Below are 18,111 nucleotides of genomic sequence, written 5' to 3'. Positions count from 1 at the left end.
AACTCCTCGACCGTCTCGGGGTCGAAGGCGACCTGCGCCTTGGCGTCGCGGGCGGTGAGGTCGACGTTGCGCGGGAGCTGCTCGGAGAAGACCGTGCGGCTCGTCCTCGTCGGACACGTAGACGGTGTGGCCGTCACCCTTGTCGGCGAGTTGCTCCATGAGGGCGTCGCCGTAGTCGCTGCCGACGCACGAGCGTGACCGAGTCGTCGTCGCGCAGCCGGTCCGTCATCAACGAGAGGGACTCCTTGGCGAGGCCCAGACGGCCCGGTTCGTCCATGGAGCCCGAGACGTCGATGACGAAGGTCAGGGCCGCGGGCGGGCGTTCGCCGCCGCGTTCCGCGGTGCGGGTGGCGAGGCCGACGCGGACCAGTGACCAGTCATCGTCGTCGGTGCGGGCGCCGTCGACGGTGACCGATATGGCCGGGCTGGTGACGGCCGGGCTCGGGCTGGTTCCAGGAGGGCGCCCGGCTGGGCGTGATCGCCCTGCCACTGCTCGTGGCCGCCTTCGAGACGGTGCATCGCGCCTCCGCCCGGATCGGCGAGCGGCTCGGCCTCGGCCGCGTTCCGGACCCCCGCACCGCGAACGCTCACTGTTGATCATTTCCGTCCCGTCCCTGTCCAGGCTGGCCTCGGAGGCCCACAGGGCGGCCGCCTCCCTCGGCGACGAGGAGCGTGCGGTGACCCTCTGCTACCCGGACCCCGAGGACCGGGCTCAGGTGCACGCGCTGGAGCGCTCCTGGGCGGAATGGGACCCCGGTGTGCCTCTGGTCCGGCTGTCGAGCGAGCGGCGCAGCCTGGGGCGTCCGATCGCCGCGTACGTCGCTGGGGTGGCCGCCGCGGAGCCGGGCACGCGCGTCACCGTGCTGATCGCGGAGACCGAGCCGGAGCGGCTGTGGCAGCGGCTGCTGCAGAACCAGCGGGGGTGGTCGTGCGCACGCCGTACGGCGGGAGACGGACGCGGTGATCTGCCGGCTCCGCTTCCGGCTCCTCTGAGCCAGGCCGCGTCAGAGTTCCGTCAAGACTGTGGGTCCCACCGTATGAGAGCCGTCAAGGGCGGACCCGAACAGGCCGAAGAGGCGCTTTCCTCAAATCGTCCGTTTCACCGAACCTCACTCCAGGAGTTCGCGATGGCCGATCTGGCCTTCGTCGTCGCCGTGCTCGCGGCGTTCGCGCTGGTGGCTCTCGTCGCCAAGGGGGTGACGAAGCTGTGACCACCGAGAACGTCGTCGGCCTGGTGGTGGCCGTCTCCCTGCTGGGCTATCTCGTCCTCGCCCTGATCTTCCCCGAGAGGTTCTGAGCTCGATGGGTCCCGTCCTCGCCGGCGTGCTCCAGCTGATCGCGCTCATAGCCGCGCTGGCTCTCGCCTACATCCCCCTTGGCACCTACATGGCCAGGGTCTACTCATCCGACAAGCACTGGCGCGTCGAGAAGTGGGTCTACAAGGGCATCGGTGCCAACCCCGACGCCGCAATGACCTGGCCCGCGTACCTGCGCAGCGTGCTCGCCTTCTCGGCCGTCGGCGTCCTCTTCCTCTATGCGCTGATGCGGCTCCAGGGCGTTCTGCCCGGCTCGCTGGGGTTCTCCTCGGTCGATCCGGCGCAGTCGTTCAACACGGCCGTGTCGTTCGTGACCAACACCAACTGGCAGTCGTACTACGGCGAACAGACCATGGGGCACGTCGTGCAGACGGCCGGTCTCGCCGTGCAGAACTTCGTGTCCGCGGCCGTCGGCATGGCCGTCGCCGTGGCACTGGTGCGCGGGTTCGCACGCTCGCGCACCGGTGAGCTCGGCAACTTCTGGTCCGACCTGGTGCGCGGCACCCTGCGAATCCTGGTGCCGGCGGCGGCGATCGCCGCAATCGTGCTGGTGGCCTGCGGCGTCATCCAGAACTTCTCCGGCATCCACGAGGTCGGACAGTTCATGGGCGGCTCGCAGCAGTGGAACGGCGGCGCGGTCGCTTCGCAGGAGGCCATCAAGGAGATCGGCACCAACGGCGGCGGCTACTTCAACGCCAACTCCGCCCACCCCTTCGAGAACCCGACGCCCTTCACCAACCTCTTCGAGATCTTCCTGATCCTGGTCATCCCGTTCGCGCTGACCCGCACCTTCGGTGTCATGGTCGGCTCGGTGAAGCAGGGATACGCGATCCTCGCCACGATGTTCACCATCTGGCTGGGCTTCGTGGCCCTGATGATGTGGACCGAGTTCGCGCACCACGGTCCGGCGCTCCAGGCCGCGGGCGGGGCGTATGAGGGCAAGGAGGTCCGCTTCGGCGTCGGCGCGTCCTCGATCTTCGCGGTGTCGACCACACTCACCTCGACCGGAGCGGTGGACTCCTTCCACTCCTCGTTCACCGGTCTGGGCGGCGGCATCACCATGCTCGGCATGATGCTGGGCGAGATCGCGCCCGGCGGCGTCGGCTCCGGCCTCTACGGCATGCTGATCACGGCGGTCATCGCGGTGTTCATCGCCGGCCTGATGGTCGGACGCACGCCCGAGTACCTGGGCAAGAAGATCGGCACCCGCGAGATCAAACTCGCCGCCTGCTACATCCTCATCACACCGGCACTGGTGCTCGTCTGCACCGCCGTCTCCATGGCCCTGCCGACCCCGCCGCACTCCATGCTGAATTCCGGCGCGCACGGCTTCTCCGAGGTGCTCTACGCCTTCACGTCCGCGTCGAACAACAACGGCTCGGCCTTCGCCGGACTGAACGCGAACACCGACTGGTTCAACCTCATGACCGGACTGGCGATGCTGCTGGGCCGCTTCCTGCCGATGGTGTTCGTGCTGGCGCTGGCCGGCTCGCTCGCCGGGCAGAAGCCGGTGCCCGTGACCGCGGGCACCCTGCGCACCGAGAAGCCGCTGTTCACCGGCCTGTTGGTGGGCGCGATCCTGATCATCACCGGTCTCACGTACTTCCCCGCCCTCGCGCTGGGACCGCTCGCCGAGGGGCTGGCGTGATGACCACACGTACAGAGAAACAAGAGGACTCCATGTCCACCGCCACCACTCCCACCCGGGCGCCGCACAGCGATGTACCCACCGGGCACAAGGAGGACCGGGTCGGCGCCGGCCTGTTCGACCCCAGGCAACTGGTGAAGTCGCTGCCGGACGCCTTCCGCAAGCTCGACCCGCGAGTGATGATCAAGTCGCCCGTCATGTTCGTCGTGCTGGTCGGCTCTGTGCTGACTACGGTGTTCTCCTTCAAGGACCCGGGCGACTGGTTCGGCTGGACCATCAGCGCCTGGCTCTGGCTGACCGTGATCTTCGCCAACCTGGCCGAGGCGGTCGCCGAGGGCCGCGGCAAGGCGCAGGCCGACACCCTGCGCAAAGCCAAGACCGACACCGTCGCCCGCCGTCTCGTGGGGGACACCGAAGAGCGGGTGCCGGGGACGCAGCTGCGCGTCGGCGACCTGGTGGTGTGCGAGGCCGGCGACGTCATCCCGGGTGACGGAGACATCGTCGAGGGCGTCGCGTCGGTCGACGAGTCGGCGATCACCGGTGAATCGGCCCCGGTCATCCGTGAGTCGGGCGGCGACCGCTCGGCCGTCACCGGCGGCACGAAGGTGCTGTCCGACCGGATCGTCGTCAAGATCACGACGAAGCCGGGCGAGACCTTCATCGACCGGATGATCAACCTGGTCGAGGGCGCCGCACGGCAGAAGACGCCCAACGAGATCGCCCTGAACATCCTGCTGGCATCGCTCACCATTGTCTTCCTGCTCGCGGTGGCCACGCTGCCGCCATTCGCCGACTACGCGGGCACCCACTTGACGATGGTGGTGCTGATCGCTCTGCTGGTCTGCCTGATACCGACCACGATCGGCGCGCTGTTGTCCGCGATCGGCATCGCGGGCATGGACCGGTTGGTGCAGCGCAATGTGCTGGCCATGTCGGGCCGGGCGGTCGAGGCCGCCGGTGACGTCTCCACGCTGCTGCTCGACAAGACCGGCACGATCACCCTCGGCAACCGGCAGGCCGCCGAGCTCATCCCGGTGGGCGGCACGACGGAGGCGGAGGTCGCGGATGCGGCCCAGCTGTCGTCACTGGCCGACGAGACACCCGAGGGCCGTTCCGTCGTCGTCCTGGCAAAGGAGAAGTACGGGCTGCGCGAGCGCCACCAGGGCGAGCTCGTGGGCGCCGAGTGGATCGAGTTCACCGCTCAGACCCGCATGTCGGGTGTCGACGTCGACGGCCGCAAGATCCGCAAGGGCGCCACGGCCTCGGTCATCGCCTGGGTCGGGGAGCAGGGCGGCACGGTCGCGCAGGACGCGGACGGGATCGCACACCGCATCTCGGAAGCGGGCGGGACCCCACTGCTGGTCGCCGTGGACGACGAGCAGGGCGCCCGCGTCCTGGGCGTCATCCACCTCAAGGACGTCGTCAAGGACGGCATGCGGGAGCGCTTCGAGGAACTGCGCCGCATGGGCATCAAGACGGTCATGATCACGGGCGACAACCCGCTGACCGCGAAGGCGATCGCCGAGGAGGCCGGCGTCGACGACTTCCTCGCCGAGGCCACCCCCGAGGACAAGATGGCCCTCATCAAGCGCGAGCAGGCGGGCGGCAAGCTCGTCGCGATGACCGGCGACGGCACCAACGACGCCCCGGCCCTCGCGCAGGCCGACGTCGGCGTGGCGATGAACACCGGCACGTCGGCCGCGAAGGAGGCCGGCAACATGGTCGACCTCGACTCGAACCCGACCAAGCTCATCGAGATCGTCGAGATCGGCAAACAACTCCTCATCACCCGGGGCGCGTTGACGACGTTCTCCATAGCCAACGACGTCGCCAAGTACTTCGCGATCATCCCGGCGCTGTTCGCCGCGGTCTACCCGGGCCTGGACAAGCTCAACATCATGGGCCTGGCCTCGCCGGACTCCGCGATCCTTTCGGCCGTCGTCTTCAACGCGCTGATCATCATCGCGCTGGTGCCGCTTTCCCTGAAGGGCGTGCGGTACCGGCCGGTCAGCGCCGACCGCATGCTGCGACGGAACCTCACGATCTACGGGCTGGGCGGCCTGATCGCCCCGTTCATCGGCATCAAGCTCATCGACCTGCTCATTTCTCTGATCCCCGGGCTGTAATTCTTCGAAAGCGTGGTGAAGGACCATGAACAACTCCGTTGTGAACACCGCCCGGTTGCTCGGAGCGGGCCTGCGCGCCCTCCTCGTACTGACCCTGGTCACCGGCGTCATCTACCCGCTGGTCGTCACCGGCATCGCCCAGGGGCTGTTCCCCGGCAAGGCGAACGGCTCCGAGGTCAAGGCGGACGGCAGGGTCGTCGGCTCGTCCCTCATCGGGCAGTCCTACAACCTGCCGTTGAAGAAGGGCCAGGAGATCCCGGCGCCGGATCTGAAGTGGTTCCAGGGCCGCCCGGCCAACGGGCTCGGCACCAACAGCATCAACACGCAGTACAAGCTGCTGCTGTCCGGCGCCACCAACCTGTCCGCCGACAGCAAGGACCTGATCAAGCAGGTGGAGGACGCCAGGGCCGCGGTCGTGAAGGACAACTCCGTGCCCGGTTACACCGTCAAACCGTCGGACGTCCCCCCGGACGCGGTCACCTCCTCCGCCTCCGGCCTGGACCCGGACATCTCCCCGGCCTACGCCGAGCTCCAGGTCCACCGGGTCGCGGCGAAGAACGGCGTGTCCGTCGCCAAGGTCGGCAAGCTGGTCGAGAACCACACCCGGGGCCGCACTCTGGGCTTCATGGGCGAGCCCCGTGTGAACGTCCTCGAACTCAACACCGCGCTCAAAGGCCTCGTAGCGAAGCAGTGACGGCCTTACGGGACGCCCACGGGAGGCGGCGGGCCGGGCGGCGTCCCGGATCCGCCGGCTCCCACCGCCAGGAAGGCGGTCCCCCCGCCTCCGGCGCGCAGGCCCGACACACGACAGGAGAGGCGTACACCATGACCCGGGTGCTCGTGGTGGAGGACGACCCGCAGCTCGTACGGGCCCTCGTCATCAACGTGCAGGCACGTCACTACGGCGTGGACGCCGCCCCCGACGGCGCCATGGCCCTCCGTCTGGCCGCCGCGCGTCAGCCCGACGCCGTACTGCTCGACCTGGGACTGCCCGACATGGACGGCGTCGACATCATCAAGGCTCTGCGAGGCTGGAGCCGGGTCCCGATCCAGGAGGCCTGGGGTGTCTCGCGGAGCGGCAAGACCAACTACCTGCGGGTCTACATGGCCCAGCTGCGCCGCAAACTGGAGACGGATCCCTCCCACCCCCGCTACTGATCACCGAGCCCGGCATGGGCTACCGCTTCGAGGGATGACATGGCACGCGGCACGTTCCGGATCTACCTCGGCGCCGCACCCGGCGTCGGCAAGGCCGCCGGTATGTCCTCCCCGTGCGCGGCCGCGTGCTGCCGGCCTCCGATCGCCGGGTGCTGGCCGCGTTCGCAGCGCAGGCCGCCGTCGTCCTGGACGCCAGCGCCTGCGGCCGGACGAGGCCAAGGACCGCATCTTCGAACCCTTCCAGCGCTACGGCGACTCGCCCCGCGGCGCGGGCGTCGGCCTCGGCCTGGCGGTGGCACGCGGCTTCACCGCGTCCATCGGGGGCACATCGCACGCCGAGGACACACCCGGCGGCGGACTCACCATGGTGCTCACCGTACGAACGGCACCCGGGCGGCAGCCACAGCAGCCGCACCTGCCGGCGGCGGCCTCGCCCTGAAGGGCAGGGGCTTGCGTCGGCGTCTTGTCGGCTGCGGGGTCAACACGACCCCGATGGGGCGGCGTGCGCCGACGCGGTGTCGGAGCATGCCGCCCCCTCGAAGCGGGGACGACCTGCCGGAGGCAGTCCGCGCGGTCACTTCGGGTCGCGGTTGAACACCGCCTTCGACCAGCGGTAGCCGAGCGTCGCCAGGCCCAGGCACCAGACGACGGTGATCCACCAGTTGTCGCCGATCTCGGTGCCGAGCAGCAGTCCGCGCAGGGTCTCGATGGCGGGCGTGAACGGCTGGTACTGGGCGATCGGCTGGAACCAGCCCGGCATCGCGTCGACCGGGACGAAGGCGCTGGAGATGAGCGGCAGGAAGACCAGCGGCAGCGCGTTGTTGCTGGCTGCCTCGGCGCTGGGGCTGACCATGCCCATCCCGACCGCGATCCAGGTGAACGCCAGGGCGAACAGCGCGAGCAGCCCGAATGCCGCGATCCACTCCCAGACCGTGGCATCCGTGGATCGGAAGCCGACGGCCACGCCGACGGCGCCGACGAGAGTCACGCTGATGACCGACTGCACCACGCTGCTGATGACGTGTCCGACGAGCACGGAACCGCGGTGGATCGCCATCGTGCGGAAGCGGGCGATGATGCCCTCGGTCATGTCCATGGAGACGGACACCGCGGTGCCGACCAGGGTGCCGCCGATGGTCATCAGCAGGATGCCCGGAACGAGATAGGCGATGTACTCCGAACGGTCGGCGCCGCCACCGCCGATGCCCGCGCTCATCACGTCGCCGAAGACGTAGACGAACAGCAGCAGCAGGACGATCGGCGTGAGCAGCAGGTTCAGGGTGAGGGACGGGTAGCGTCGCGCGTGCAGGAGGTTGCGGCGCAGCATCGTGGAGGAGTCGCGCAGGGCCAGGGAGAGCCGGGCCGGGCGGGCGGGAGCCACGGGGGTGCTCATCGGACAGCCTCCTTGGGCTGGTCGGTGCCGCCGGTCAGGGCGAAGAACACGTCGTCGAGGTCGGGGGTGTGCATGGTCAGCTCGTCGGCCTCGATGCCGGCGGAGTCCAGCCGGTCGAGGATGGAGCGCAGCTCGCGCGGGCTGCCGTCGCTGGGGATCTGCAGCGCCAGCGCCTCGTCGTCCCGCGTGACCTCGCGCAGTGCGCAGGCGGCTCTCTGGTATGCGGTCGGGTCGGTGAAGCGCAGGCGGACGTGCCCTCCAGGGATCAGTCGTTTCAGCTCGTCGGCGGTGCCCTCGGCGACGATCCTGCCGTCGTTCAGCACCGCGATGCGGTCGGCGAGCTCGTCGGCCTCTTCCAGGTACTGGGTGGTGAGGAAGACGGTGACGCCGTCGGAGACGAGTGCGCGGATGATCTGCCACATGTTGTGGCGGGACCGCGGGTCGAGGCCGGTGGTCGGCTCGTCGAGGAAGATGATCCGCGGCCGGCCGACCAGGGTCATGGCGATGTCCAGGCGGCGCTTCATCCCGCCGGAGTAGGTGGAGGCGGGCTTCTTCGCGGCGTCGGTGAGGTCGAACCGCTCCAGCAACTCGGCGGCGACTTGCCGCCCCTGGCTCTTGGACAGGTGGTGCAGGTCCGCCATGAGGAGCATGTTCTCCTCGCCGGTGATCAGCCCGTCGACGGCGGAGAACTGCCCGGTGACACCGATCGCGGCGCGCACCCCGTCCGGGGAGGTGGCGACGTCGTGGCCCGCGACCTGGGCCTGTCCGCCGTCGGCGGTGATGAGCGTGGAGAGGATTTTCACGGCGGTGGTCTTGCCGGCGCCGTTGGGACCGAGCAGCGCGAACACGGACCCTGGAGGGATGTGCAGGTCGATTCCGTCCAGGACGGTCTTGTCGCCGTACGACTTGCGCAGACCGACGGTGGAGACGGCGGCCGGCGACTGCGGACCGTCACTCCGCCTGGGCATGGGCATGACAGATGAAGGCATGGGGCCCTCCGGTCGAAGGCTGAAAGGTGAGGGGAGAAGGGGCGGGCTGACGATGCGGGGCTCAGGCCCTGGCGCGGCGGACGTCGATGTTGCCGTACTTGGTGCGGGCGCGGACCTTGACGGTGTCCTCGGTCTGCTCCGGGCTCTCGGACGCAGTCAGCGTGTTGCGCACCTGACCGGAGTTCGAGCTGACATCGAGCCAGGCGGCCGTGCCCTCGCGGATGCCGACGTCGATGGCGCCGTAGCTGGTGTCCAACTGGACGGTGCCCCGCGCCACTTCACCCACCCGCAGGGTGCCGTGGGCGGTGGTGGCGGTGACCGAGTCCTCGGCCCGCCGGATCTCGATGTCGCCGTTGGCACCGCTCACCCGCAGCTCGCCGAGCGCGGCGTCGACGGTCGTGGTGCCGTGCGAGTTCTTCAGGACAGCGGGGCCGTCGACGAGGCCGACGCGCAGACTGCCGGAGCTGGTGGTGATCTCGGCCCTGCCCTCGACCCGGTCCACGGTGATCGAGCCGTGCGACGCGGTCAGCTGGAGCGGACCCGTTGTGTCGAGACGGACGTCGCCGGACGAGGTCTTCACACTGACCTCGCCGAGCCGGCCCTCGCCGAGCACCTGGGCCCAGGCGCCGGTCATGTCGATACGTGAGCCCGCGGGCAGCTCGACCGTCACGTCGACCGTGCCCGTGCGGCCGAGCCCTAGCAGGTTGCCCTTGGGTGTCCTGATCGTCAAAACGCCACCCGCGTAGGTGACCTCGGTCTGCTCGGCCGCCCGTACGTCCAGGTCCTTCTTCGGATCGCGGGGCCGCACCTCGACGACCGTGTCGCGGCGGTCGCCCGCGGTGAGCTGGAGGGAACCGGCCTCCACGCGCGCCGTGACCGAGATCGTTTCGGGAGTGTCGAAAGAAGGCATGGCTGTCCCGTCCTCTTGAGTCCTTGAGCCGTCCCCGCTGGTGGGACGTGGTGTGGGCGAAGTGGTGCCGATGGGGAGCGCGGCTAGCGCACCCAGCCTGTGAAGCTCTGTCCGACCGTCTGAGCCTTCTCTGTCGTACGCGGCCGGGTGCCGCCGTCGACCGCGGCCGACACGGCGCGCACCAGCCACGCGTTGACCGACAGGCCCTCGCGGCTCGCGGCCTCCTCGGCTCGGGCCTTGAGGTGGGCCGGCAGGCGCAGGTTGACGCGGGCAGTGCCACCCTCGTCGCCGTCGGCCGGGGCTGCGGCCCTGAGAGGTTCGACGGGCGCGGCCGGCTCCGGGGGGACGCCGCCGTCGGTCGGCGGCGGTGTCACCACGAAGTCGGGGTCGAGCCCGCGTAGCCGTACGTCGACCGAGCCGGGGGCGAGATCGCGGGTGATCTCGTCCATCGCGGCGGAGAGCACATTGAGCATGGTCAGGCGGGTCGCCGACTCCAGGGGCGCAATGAGCCTCTCGGCCAGCTCTCGGGCTTCCTCGCCGCCGGCTTCGGCGGCCACCGCGAGTTCACGGCGGAGGTTGTCGACATACGGGGTGAGGTCCATGACGCCATCATGGCACCGCAGTGGCGCCACATGCAAGGCCGAGTGGCACCTCGCGTGTGGCGGAACTGATGGGAATCACCCTGAGCTGCGAAAACGTAGCTATGGTGCCCTGGGTCGGCATGGCCCACGGCAGGCTCATGCACTCCTGGGGGCGCGGAGTGGCACCACGAGCCACCATCCGACGCCACCGCGGTCTATGAGGTGGCATGCGGATGCCGCGAGAAGGTACCCCCCGTTTCCCGGTTGACGCCTGGGCCGGCCCAGGCCGCCAGTCGCTGACATGGCGGCCTCTGGGCGAGTCCTCGACAGCGCATCCATGGGCCTGACGTCGGCCGGGGTCGATGGGTGCGGGTGCGCCGACGCATGCCGCAGCCTCACCGCGCCTGCGGAGCGCGCCGAACCCGCGGCGAGTCTCCGGCCTGCGCTATCGCCGCCACGTCCACTCCATGGCGCCATTTGGACTCGATGCAGCGCCATTGATGTGCCATAGTGGCGCCATTGGTAGGGGACTCCTCGATAGCGCAGGCCGAGGGGGTGCGCGTTCTCGCAGAGTGAGCCATCAAAGGGGCGGATCATGGAAACAGCACAGAGCCAGGAGCAGGCGGCACCCGCCGCCTTCACCGCCTTCGCCCGCTTCGTGCTCTTAGGCGGTGGGGTGGGGATCACTTCCAGTTTCGGCGTGGCGGCCCTCTCTTCCTGGATCCCCTGGGCTTTGGCCAACGCCCTGATTACCGTGATCTCCACGCTCCTCGCCACCGAGCTGCATGCCCGCTTCACCTTCGACGCGGGCGTGCGCGCGACCTGGCGCCAGCATGCACAATCGGCCGGGTCCGCGGTGGCCGCATACGCGGTGACCTGCGTGGCGATGTTTGTCCTGCAGCAGATGGTGGCGGCGCCCGGTGCGGTGCTGGAGCAGGTCGTCTACCTCTCCGCCTCCGCACTCGCCGGTGTCGCGCGGTTCACGGTGCTGCGCCTCGTCGTCTTCACACGCAACCGAGCGCAGGCCGCGCCCTCCGTTCGCACCGCCCGTCCCGTGCACGCGGCAGGCCCTACGGTGCTCAGCTACGCCGCCTGACCGGTCCACCGGGCGGCGTGCCACGCGGGCCGTGGCCGGCGCGACCGAGGACTTCTCTGTCAAGTTCTGCTTGTGCACAGCTCCGACAAGACGGCATCGGCGGTGATCGCATCGGCTACTTGTTCGACGGTATGCCCGTCGGTGTCGATGCGCAGATCACCGATCCCGGCATCTTCCAGGCTGGCGGCCGATGCCACCGCATGGTCGGCCACGTGGAGCAGGCGTGTGACGGACTGCCCCCGCAACGGGTCGCCCGGTTGGTCCCAACTGCCGCCACGTCCTCGGGACATGATGCGTTCCGTCAAGTGCTGCCGTCTGGCGTGAAGTCGGCACAGCGTGAGCCCGGCCGCGGACAACGCCTCGGCGTACGCCTTGATCGTGGCCTCGTCCTCGACCGGGCCGGACATGATCAAGCACTGGGCCCCGGCCGCACGGTAAGTTCGCCACACGGCGGCCAGGTTGCGGACCTTGACCCGGTGGTTGGCGGGATCATCCGGTATTTTTGCGCGCTCGCGGAACGCCCCCAAGAGGATCAGGAACAGACACTCACCTTGTTCTTCAACCTCTGTCCCTTCTCTGACGGTCCCCCTTAATGGGGTGATCATGACGAGCCGATCCGACACACTGGTCCGATGCGGCACGATGATGAACAGCCTTTGTCCGGTGGCAACGCCAGTGATGGTGTCGTCTGCGCCGGACACCGTTCGCCGTCCGACCGGACCATGGACTCCCGCTGTGCATGCCCTGCTTGCCCACCTGCACGAGGTGGGATTCGGCGCGGCGCCTCGTCCGCTCGGCATCGACGATCAGGGGCGTAACGACTTGGCCCCCTGGAACCTCATGGTCGCAGACGATGCGGGGTGGGCCTTCATCTACTGGGACGCTGCAGGTCCCCGCTCGCGCCTGTGGGATGTCGCATACGCCATTCACGGGTTCATCCCGCTGTCCGCGCATCCGGACTGGCAGAGCCCGGACGCGGGGGACCGACTGCGAGTCTTCGCCGACGCCTGCGGTCTGGCTGAGTCCGAACGCCGTCGGTTGGCCCCTCTCCTGGGGCGCCGTACGCGTTCCATGCACGACATCCTGCGTGACCAGGCAGCTCAAGGAGCCCAGCTCTGGGCAAGGCTCTAGGCTGGAGGCCACGGCGACGCCTGGCGAAACGACGCCGACTACATCGAGCAACGTGAAGACCAGCGGATGCAGGCCCTGCTCGCTAGCTGGGGCATCAGTGGCAGGCCATGGCCGAACTCGTCATCAACACCCTCGGCCCGCTCACCACGGCCCACGGCGGCGCCCAGCCCCTCCTGGCCACCCTTACCGCCTAAGTCGACTCCAGCCTGCGTGGCCGCCGAGGCAGCCCGTCGCCTCCTGCGAACGAAGTCAGGTGCGCCCCAGTTCGGCGGCGCCGAAAGACACGTCGAAGCGCCAGCCGGCCCGTCCCTCCTTCACCGGCGCGTCGGTCAGCCACACGCGCAGATCCGGGCCGTTGCTGGTGTCGAGGTCCTCCAGCCGTACGACATGGGAGCCGTCGGGGAGCCGTACGAGCTTCACACTGCCCGAGGTGGCGTGCTCGTGGCTGATCAGTTCGCCGTCTGCCAGCGTCCGGGGGCTGGGTGCCGGGGAAGGGGACGCTGACGGCGCTCCGGCCGGAGGAGCCGAAGGGGCTATGGCACTGGGCAGGGCCTCCTGCACGGTTTCGTCCTGCCACAGCTTCCACGGCTGAAACCAGTACAAGCCCAAGCTGACACCGGCGAGCGCTACCACCAGCACTCCGATGACCCACGGTTTGCCCCACATGTTCCGTCCACGCCCCATGCCCGCCTCGATCCTTGAGTGCCTCCTCCTATTCAACGGGGCACGCGGGCGGTGTGTAATGCGACGCGGATGACGGAAGTCTTACGTCGCCGTCCGAGAGCCTCCAGGACGAAGGTGTCCGCTCACGGCTCGCCGGCCTCCGGGCCGGGCAGCGCGGTGACGGGACGATGATCCGTTCGACGACTCGACGAGCAGCTCGGGCACCCGCGGCTCGCCGCTGGCGAACTCGCGGGCGGGTGGCCTCCAGCAGTTCAGGCTATTGTGAATTCAGCCTTTCATGTACTCTCGTCGGGGTGCTGACTCTCGCTGCTGACATCGAAGTGCTGGCGCGGTTCGGCCGCGCCCTCGCCGACCCGATCCGCTGCCGGATCCTCCTCGCCCTGCGTGAGGCTCCGGCCCACCCCGCCGACTTGGCCGACGCTCTGGCGATCTCCCGGACCCGGCTGTCGAACCACCTGGCGTGCCTGCGCGATTGCGGACTGGTCGTCGCAGTTCCCGTGGGCCGGCGCACTCGCTACGAGCTCGCCGACGAACGTCTCGGGCACGCGCTGGACGATCTGCGCACCGCCGTGGTCGCCGTTGAAGCCGACAAGACGTGTGTCGACGCGGACGAGAAGGACTGCTGCTGATGACCGCGGAGATATCCATCGGCAGAGACCACTCCCCGGCCCGCCGCGACGTCCTCGCCAAGCGGATACGGCTGCTGGTCGCAGCCACCATCACGTACAACGTGATCGAGGCGGTCGTCGCGATCACCGCCGGGACGATCGCCTCCTCCACCGCGCTGATCGGCTTCGGCCTCGACTCGATCATCGAGGTCTCGTCCGCCGCCGCGGTCGCCTGGCAGTTCTCCGCCTCCGACCACGCCGTACGTGAGGCACGCGAGCAGCGCACCCTGCGGATCATCGCAGTGTCGTTCTTCGCGCTCGCCGCCTACGTCACCGTCGACGCCGCCCGCGCTTTGACCGGCACCGGCGAGGCCGAACGCTCCTTCCCAGGCATCGTCATCGCCGCCCTGTCGCTGGCGATCATGCCGTTCCTGTCCGCCGCCCAGCGCACGGCCGGCCGCGAACTCGGCTCCGCCAGCGCGGTCGCCGACTCCAAGCAGACACTCCTGTGCACGTACCTGTCCGCCGTGCTCCTGGTGGGCCTGGTCCTCAACGCCACTCTCGGCTGGTCCTGGGCCGACCCCATCGCCGCCCTCGTCATCGCCGCCATCGCCGTCAAGGAAGGCTGCGATGCCTGGCGAGGCAAGGGCTGCTGCGCGACCCCGGCCGCAGCGGTATTCCCGGGTGCTGCCGAGCAGAGCGACGCATGCGGTTGCCGACCTGGCTGCGACTGCTGCGGCGGCTGAACCGTATCCACCGGACGCAGCAGGCCCCGGCGAGCACACCGCCGGACCCGCTGCCGCCCAGAAGTTCTGGCACGAACCGGCCGGCGATCCAACTTCGATGGCGATCGGTCCAAGTTTCGCCACACCTCTGCCAGGTGACGGGGGACTTCCATCCGGCCCCCGCGTCACCTGCGTGACGAGCCTTGTCATGACGTACGTTTGCAGCGCCCGGCAGCCCGAACCGGAGCCGCGCCCGGCCTGGACAGGAGGGTGCGTGCCGATGCGCTGCGGATGCTGGGGTGCGTTCGGATAGCCATGGTCCGGCACATGGCTCAGGTAATCACGGCGGAGGATGCCGACGGCCGGTCGTACGTGCGCAGGGCGATGAACAAGCCGGCGGAGCTCGGGCTGGCGGAGACGAACGGCAAGGACGGACGGCACCCGATCCGGCGGGAAAGGTGGAGCAGCTGCTCGACAACCGCCCTCAGACGCTCGCCGCCGACGTGGAGGGGATCGCCGTCGCGGTATGGGTGAACACCCTGCCTCGGCTCCAGCGCGGCGAGCCGCGGTAGGAGGGCGGCGTCGATGACCCGGACCGGCGCCGCGCCCGGCACCCCACCCGCAGCGCGCTGACGGCAGCGCAGCTCGCCCAGCACGCCCGGCCGACCGGAGACGGTCCCGGTCCTTGTCCCCGGCACCGTGATTCGAGAAGTGCCGGGAGGTCAGGCGGAAGGCGGCGGCGCGGAAGTCGGGTTGAGCGCGGACGACTCACGACCGGTGCGGCAAGCCTCGCTCACGGTAGACCGTCCGGAATCGAAGCTGGCTGGACGACAGCAGAGGGGCAGTCACCCGGCGGACTCCGGCGCGACTGCCTGTTGTCCGGCCTCGGAACCGGACAGGCCGATGCGCACTTGTCCGGGCCGCCGTGCCCTGACTGTGCGGGCCAGGGTGAGCGCGGCGGTCATCGCCAGAACGACGAGGGCGGCGCCCGAGAGGAGGAAGGCGTCCTCGACTCCGGTGAGTGCGATGGTGGCCGAGGCCACGAAGGGAGAAACGGCCAGGGCGCCTGCCACTCCGGCCTCCCACAGACCCAACGCCTTCGCCAGATGGTGGCTCGGTACGCGCTGCTGCACCAGAGCGATCAGCGGGATGTCCGTGAGGGCCGAGGCCAGCCCGGTGGCGATCAGGAGCACTGCGGCCCCGGCAGTGGAGGTGACGATCCCGAGCGGCGCACGGAAGATTCCGAGCAGGGCCCAGGCCAGCACCGCCGCCAGGGCGAGTCTGCGCATCCGCAGGCCCGCCAGCAGGAGCGCCCCCGCCACTTCCGCGACACCGGTGACGCCCAGCAACAGTCCGTAGCGGCCGCCCTGCCCCACGACGGCGACGAGCCCCACCGTCAGGAAGCCGTTGGTCAGAGCGAGGGCGAGCACGAAGGTCACGATGACCACGAGCACGTCGGGTGCGGCCCGCACGGCCTTGAGTCCGGCGGCGAGATCGGCCCACAGGCCCGGCTGGCCGGCGGCCGGGACGGGGCGGGTCACGCGGATGGCTGCCACGGCGCCCGCCGAACCGAGGAAGGTCAGTCCGTTGACCACCAGCGCCGCCCGCATGGAGCCGTAGGCGAGCAGCGGCGCAAGCATGAGCGGGCCGACGAAGAAGGCGGCCCGGAAGGCGACTTGCAGCAGCCCGTTGGCCTGTTGCAGACGGTCGGCCGGGACGATCTGCGTGACGATGGCGTTGCGGGCCGGGGCGAACGGGGCACCGATCAGGGCCAGCAGCGCCGTTGTCACCACGAGCAGGGGCAGGTCCAGCAGACCCAGGGACAGCAACACCGCGGCCACCGCCACCACGGCGACCCGGGCCAGATCGGTGGCGATCATCAGCTTGCGGCGGTCGTAACGGTCGGCGTACGAGGCGGACACGAACGTGGCCAGGAACGCGGGCGCGAACGCGGACACGCTGACCACGGCGACGGCTGTCGGGTCCTTCGTCAGCGACCAGGCCAGCCAGGCGGTCGCGGCGGTGTACAGGCCGTCGCCGAAGCGTGAGACGGCCTGGCCGACGAAGAGAAACTGGAAATTGCGGTCCCTGAGCAGTGACATGCCGCCACTGTCAGATGTCCTCGGGCACCTGATCCACTTATTAGGCAGATGGCTAATCAATGGGGTCGGTGGCTTGCAGGAAGCTCTCCAGGCTGGGAGCGAGACCAGCCACCTGTCCGGGTAGAAGCCGGTACAGGACGTAGTAGCCCTCACGGCGGCGTTCGAGCAGGCCCGCCTCCGTCAGGACCCGCAGGTGCTTGGAGAGGGCGGCCTCGCTGATGCCGACGAGTGGGGCCAACTCCTGGGTGCTGCGCGGGCGTTCGGCGATCAGCCGAAGGGCGCGCAGGCGGGTGTCGTCGGCGAGCGCGCGGAGCATGCCGACGAGCTGTGCGGGAGGAATTCTGGGGCGGGCTTCCCGGGCGATCGACGAGACGGGAAAGACGAGGCCGAGGGGCCAGGGGCCGTCGCAGTTGACGCGTACGTGCGGCCACACATAGGCGCTGGGGGCGAGCAGCAGGGTGTCGTCCGGGCCGACGGCGACCTCGTGGTCGTGAGGCCGCTCCAACCAGAAGCGTTCGGCCTGCCGGTCGCTGCGCACCTCCGGCCACAGGCCGCGGAGCATGCCGTACAGGCCGCGCTGTTCGATCTGACGCCCGGCCTCGCTCACCCCGGCGGCCAGTTCCGGTTCGATCCGGGCCCATTCCTCCTCGAACGCCTCCTGCCAATAGCGTTCCAGCATGCTCAGGAACCTTTCGAGGAGTGCGCGGGGGTCGTCCAGGAGCATCGCGGCCATCGCTGCATCGCTTTCCCGCGCGAGACGCTCCCGCAGCAGGGCGCGTACGTCCGGTTCCCGCAGCGCGTGAGGATCCCTGCCCTCGCCGCCGCCGCCGCCCGGCCACGGCGACAGCAGCGGGACGGCGAACTCCAGCCGGACCAACTCCGGGTCCGCCGTACGAAGGCCGGCCAGCTCGCTGCCGAAGTCCGCCAGCCCACCGGTCGGCCGCGGAAAGAGGAATTCGGGAAAGTACGAGCGCACCGCGTAGGAGAACGCCTCGATCTCCCGCTTCAGCGCCGGCGACAGCTTGCGCATCTCACGCACCCAGCCGTGCTGGACGGGGTGGTGCTTGGGCTCCACCAGCACATGAAGGCTCAGTACGGCTTCCATCGCCGGCGAGTAGGCGAACCCCACCCGCTCCGCACCACCGGCGGGCACCCGGAAAACGATCGTCATGACTCGTCATCCTCGCCGTCCGGCGCCCCTGGAGGGAGCATGCCGCGCGAGACGGTGGCCGACGACGGTGGACTGAGGACTGACCTGTGCGTCGTTCTCACCGTGGGCCCACCCCGAGGTGGTGAGCGTGTCCCGCCTGCGGCTGCGCAAGAGGCCCCTGCCTCCGCGGGTGAGCGGCCTGTCATGCCAGGCACCCCGAGAGCTGGCCACGTAGGTGAAGTCAGCCACCCATCTCTCGTTCGGACCGGACGCGGTGAAGTCGCGTTGCAGCAGGTCCGCGGCCCGGTCGTGGCCGTCGCCCCGGATGGTGGTGCGGATCTTCTTCCCTCGTCGGGCCCCTGGAGGCCCAGGTCGTGCATCAGCCGGGCGACGGGGCAGCGGGCCACTGATATGCCTTCACGGTGCAGTTGCCGCCAGACCTTTCGGACCCCGTAGACGCTGTAGTTGTCCGTGTGGACACGGCTGATCTGCGT

General features: G+C 69.5%; 17 protein-coding genes and 5 pseudogenes. 12 read left to right on the top strand and 10 right to left on the bottom strand.

Features of this window, described 5'->3' with window-relative positions:
• Positions 1-559, bottom strand: a pseudogene (locus OO68_RS45025) (hypothetical protein); the annotation flags it as partial.
• Here OO68_RS45025 and OO68_RS45020 point away from each other — a divergent pair.
• From OO68_RS45020 to OO68_RS45990, 8 genes and pseudogenes are all read left to right on the top strand, one after another.
• A pseudogene (locus OO68_RS45020) lies at positions 451-993 on the top strand (amino acid permease); the annotation flags it as partial. The pseudogenes OO68_RS45025 and OO68_RS45020 overlap by 109 nt on opposite strands.
• Positions 994-1,037: 44 nt before the next feature.
• Positions 1,038-1,211: a hypothetical protein gene (locus tag OO68_RS48165; RefSeq protein WP_157852828.1), complete on the top strand. Its 174-nt coding sequence runs from the start codon at positions 1,038-1,040 to the stop codon at positions 1,209-1,211.
• Complete coding sequence (gene kdpF, locus OO68_RS43540) at positions 1,208-1,297, top strand: K(+)-transporting ATPase subunit F (protein ID WP_033314594.1); 90 nt, start codon at positions 1,208-1,210, stop codon at positions 1,295-1,297. Before OO68_RS48165 ends, kdpF begins: the two co-directional genes overlap by 4 nt.
• Positions 1,298-1,302: 5 nt before the next feature.
• A complete protein-coding gene (kdpA, locus tag OO68_RS40990; protein WP_033314593.1) occupies positions 1,303-2,964 on the top strand; it encodes a potassium-transporting ATPase subunit KdpA in 1,662 nt (553 codons plus the stop codon).
• A complete protein-coding gene (kdpB, locus tag OO68_RS40985; RefSeq protein WP_209442683.1) occupies positions 2,964-5,090 on the top strand; it encodes a potassium-transporting ATPase subunit KdpB in 2,127 nt (708 codons plus the stop codon). Before kdpA ends, kdpB begins: the two co-directional genes overlap by 1 nt.
• Before the next feature lie 25 nt (positions 5,091-5,115).
• Positions 5,116-5,784: a potassium-transporting ATPase subunit C gene (locus OO68_RS40980; RefSeq protein WP_033314591.1), complete on the top strand. Its 669-nt coding sequence runs from the start codon at positions 5,116-5,118 to the stop codon at positions 5,782-5,784.
• Between the two features lie 131 nt (positions 5,785-5,915).
• Positions 5,916-6,286, top strand: a pseudogene (locus OO68_RS42830) (DNA-binding response regulator).
• Between the two features lie 167 nt (positions 6,287-6,453).
• Positions 6,454-6,687, top strand: a pseudogene (locus OO68_RS45990) (ATP-binding protein); the annotation flags it as partial.
• Positions 6,688-6,822: 135 nt separating this feature from the next.
• Here OO68_RS45990 and OO68_RS40970 read toward each other — a convergent pair.
• From OO68_RS40970 to OO68_RS40955, 4 genes are all read right to left on the bottom strand, one after another.
• Complete coding sequence (locus tag OO68_RS40970; RefSeq protein ID WP_033314590.1) at positions 6,823-7,641, bottom strand: ABC transporter permease; 819 nt, start codon at positions 7,639-7,641, stop codon at positions 6,823-6,825.
• The gene (locus OO68_RS40965) at positions 7,638-8,630 is read right to left on the bottom strand and encodes an ATP-binding cassette domain-containing protein (RefSeq protein ID WP_167345951.1); all 993 of its coding nucleotides are present in this window, start codon (positions 8,628-8,630) and stop codon (positions 7,638-7,640) included. The genes OO68_RS40970 and OO68_RS40965 overlap by 4 nt, the downstream gene beginning before the upstream one ends.
• Positions 8,631-8,691: 61 nt before the next feature.
• The gene (locus tag OO68_RS40960) at positions 8,692-9,540 is read right to left on the bottom strand and encodes a DUF4097 family beta strand repeat-containing protein (protein WP_033314588.1); all 849 of its coding nucleotides are present in this window, start codon (positions 9,538-9,540) and stop codon (positions 8,692-8,694) included.
• 83 nt (positions 9,541-9,623) lie between these two features.
• A complete protein-coding gene (locus OO68_RS40955) occupies positions 9,624-10,142 on the bottom strand; it encodes a toxin-antitoxin system HicB family antitoxin (RefSeq protein WP_033314587.1) in 519 nt (172 codons plus the stop codon).
• 574 nt (positions 10,143-10,716) lie between these two features.
• Here OO68_RS40955 and OO68_RS40950 point away from each other — a divergent pair.
• Complete coding sequence (locus OO68_RS40950; protein WP_033314586.1) at positions 10,717-11,217, top strand: GtrA domain-containing protein; 501 nt, start codon at positions 10,717-10,719, stop codon at positions 11,215-11,217.
• Positions 11,218-11,276: 59 nt separating this feature from the next.
• On the opposite strand, the gene OO68_RS46615 is transcribed toward OO68_RS40950, so the two are convergent.
• Positions 11,277-11,918, bottom strand: a complete 642-nt coding sequence (locus OO68_RS46615) for a hypothetical protein (RefSeq protein WP_033314585.1) — start codon at positions 11,916-11,918, stop codon at positions 11,277-11,279.
• A gap of 531 nt (positions 11,919-12,449) precedes the next feature.
• On the opposite strand from OO68_RS46615, the pseudogene OO68_RS48795 reads away from it, so the two are divergent.
• Positions 12,450-12,585: pseudogene (locus tag OO68_RS48795) on the top strand (PucR family transcriptional regulator); the annotation flags it as partial.
• Between the two features lie 12 nt (positions 12,586-12,597).
• Here OO68_RS48795 and OO68_RS40935 read toward each other — a convergent pair.
• Positions 12,598-13,032: a DM13 domain-containing protein gene (locus OO68_RS40935; protein ID WP_078625802.1), complete on the bottom strand. Its 435-nt coding sequence runs from the start codon at positions 13,030-13,032 to the stop codon at positions 12,598-12,600.
• Between the two features lie 293 nt (positions 13,033-13,325).
• On the opposite strand from OO68_RS40935, the gene OO68_RS40930 reads away from it, so the two are divergent.
• Both OO68_RS40930 and OO68_RS40925 read left to right on the top strand, forming a co-directional pair.
• Positions 13,326-13,661 carry an ArsR/SmtB family transcription factor gene (locus OO68_RS40930; RefSeq protein WP_033314584.1) on the top strand — a complete coding sequence of 112 codons (336 nt, stop codon included), beginning with the start codon at positions 13,326-13,328 and terminating at the stop codon, positions 13,659-13,661.
• Positions 13,661-14,386, top strand: a complete 726-nt coding sequence (locus OO68_RS40925; RefSeq protein WP_033314583.1) for a cation efflux transmembrane domain-containing protein — start codon at positions 13,661-13,663, stop codon at positions 14,384-14,386. Before OO68_RS40930 ends, OO68_RS40925 begins: the two co-directional genes overlap by 1 nt.
• Positions 14,387-15,210: 824 nt before the next feature.
• On the opposite strand, the gene OO68_RS40915 is transcribed toward OO68_RS40925, so the two are convergent.
• The 3 genes from OO68_RS40915 to OO68_RS48790 are packed head-to-tail and all read right to left on the bottom strand — an operon-like array spanning position 15,211 to position 18,105.
• The gene (locus tag OO68_RS40915; RefSeq protein WP_033314581.1) at positions 15,211-16,467 is read right to left on the bottom strand and encodes an MFS transporter; all 1,257 of its coding nucleotides are present in this window, start codon (positions 16,465-16,467) and stop codon (positions 15,211-15,213) included.
• 52 nt (positions 16,468-16,519) lie between these two features.
• Positions 16,520-17,638 carry an ArsR/SmtB family transcription factor gene (locus tag OO68_RS40910; protein WP_033314580.1) on the bottom strand — a complete coding sequence of 373 codons (1,119 nt, stop codon included), beginning with the start codon at positions 17,636-17,638 and terminating at the stop codon, positions 16,520-16,522.
• The gene (locus tag OO68_RS48790) at positions 17,635-18,105 is read right to left on the bottom strand and encodes an IS3 family transposase (protein WP_439332903.1); all 471 of its coding nucleotides are present in this window, start codon (positions 18,103-18,105) and stop codon (positions 17,635-17,637) included. The genes OO68_RS40910 and OO68_RS48790 overlap by 4 nt, the downstream gene beginning before the upstream one ends.
• Between the last annotated feature and the right edge of the window lie 6 nt (positions 18,106-18,111).

This window comes from Streptomyces iakyrus (genome assembly GCF_000717055.1).
In the GTDB taxonomy this organism is placed as follows: Bacteria; Actinomycetota; Actinomycetes; order Streptomycetales; family Streptomycetaceae; genus Streptomyces; species Streptomyces iakyrus.
The sequence above is the reverse complement of the archived record's forward strand: the minus strand, read 5'-3'. Positions and strand labels throughout refer to the sequence as shown.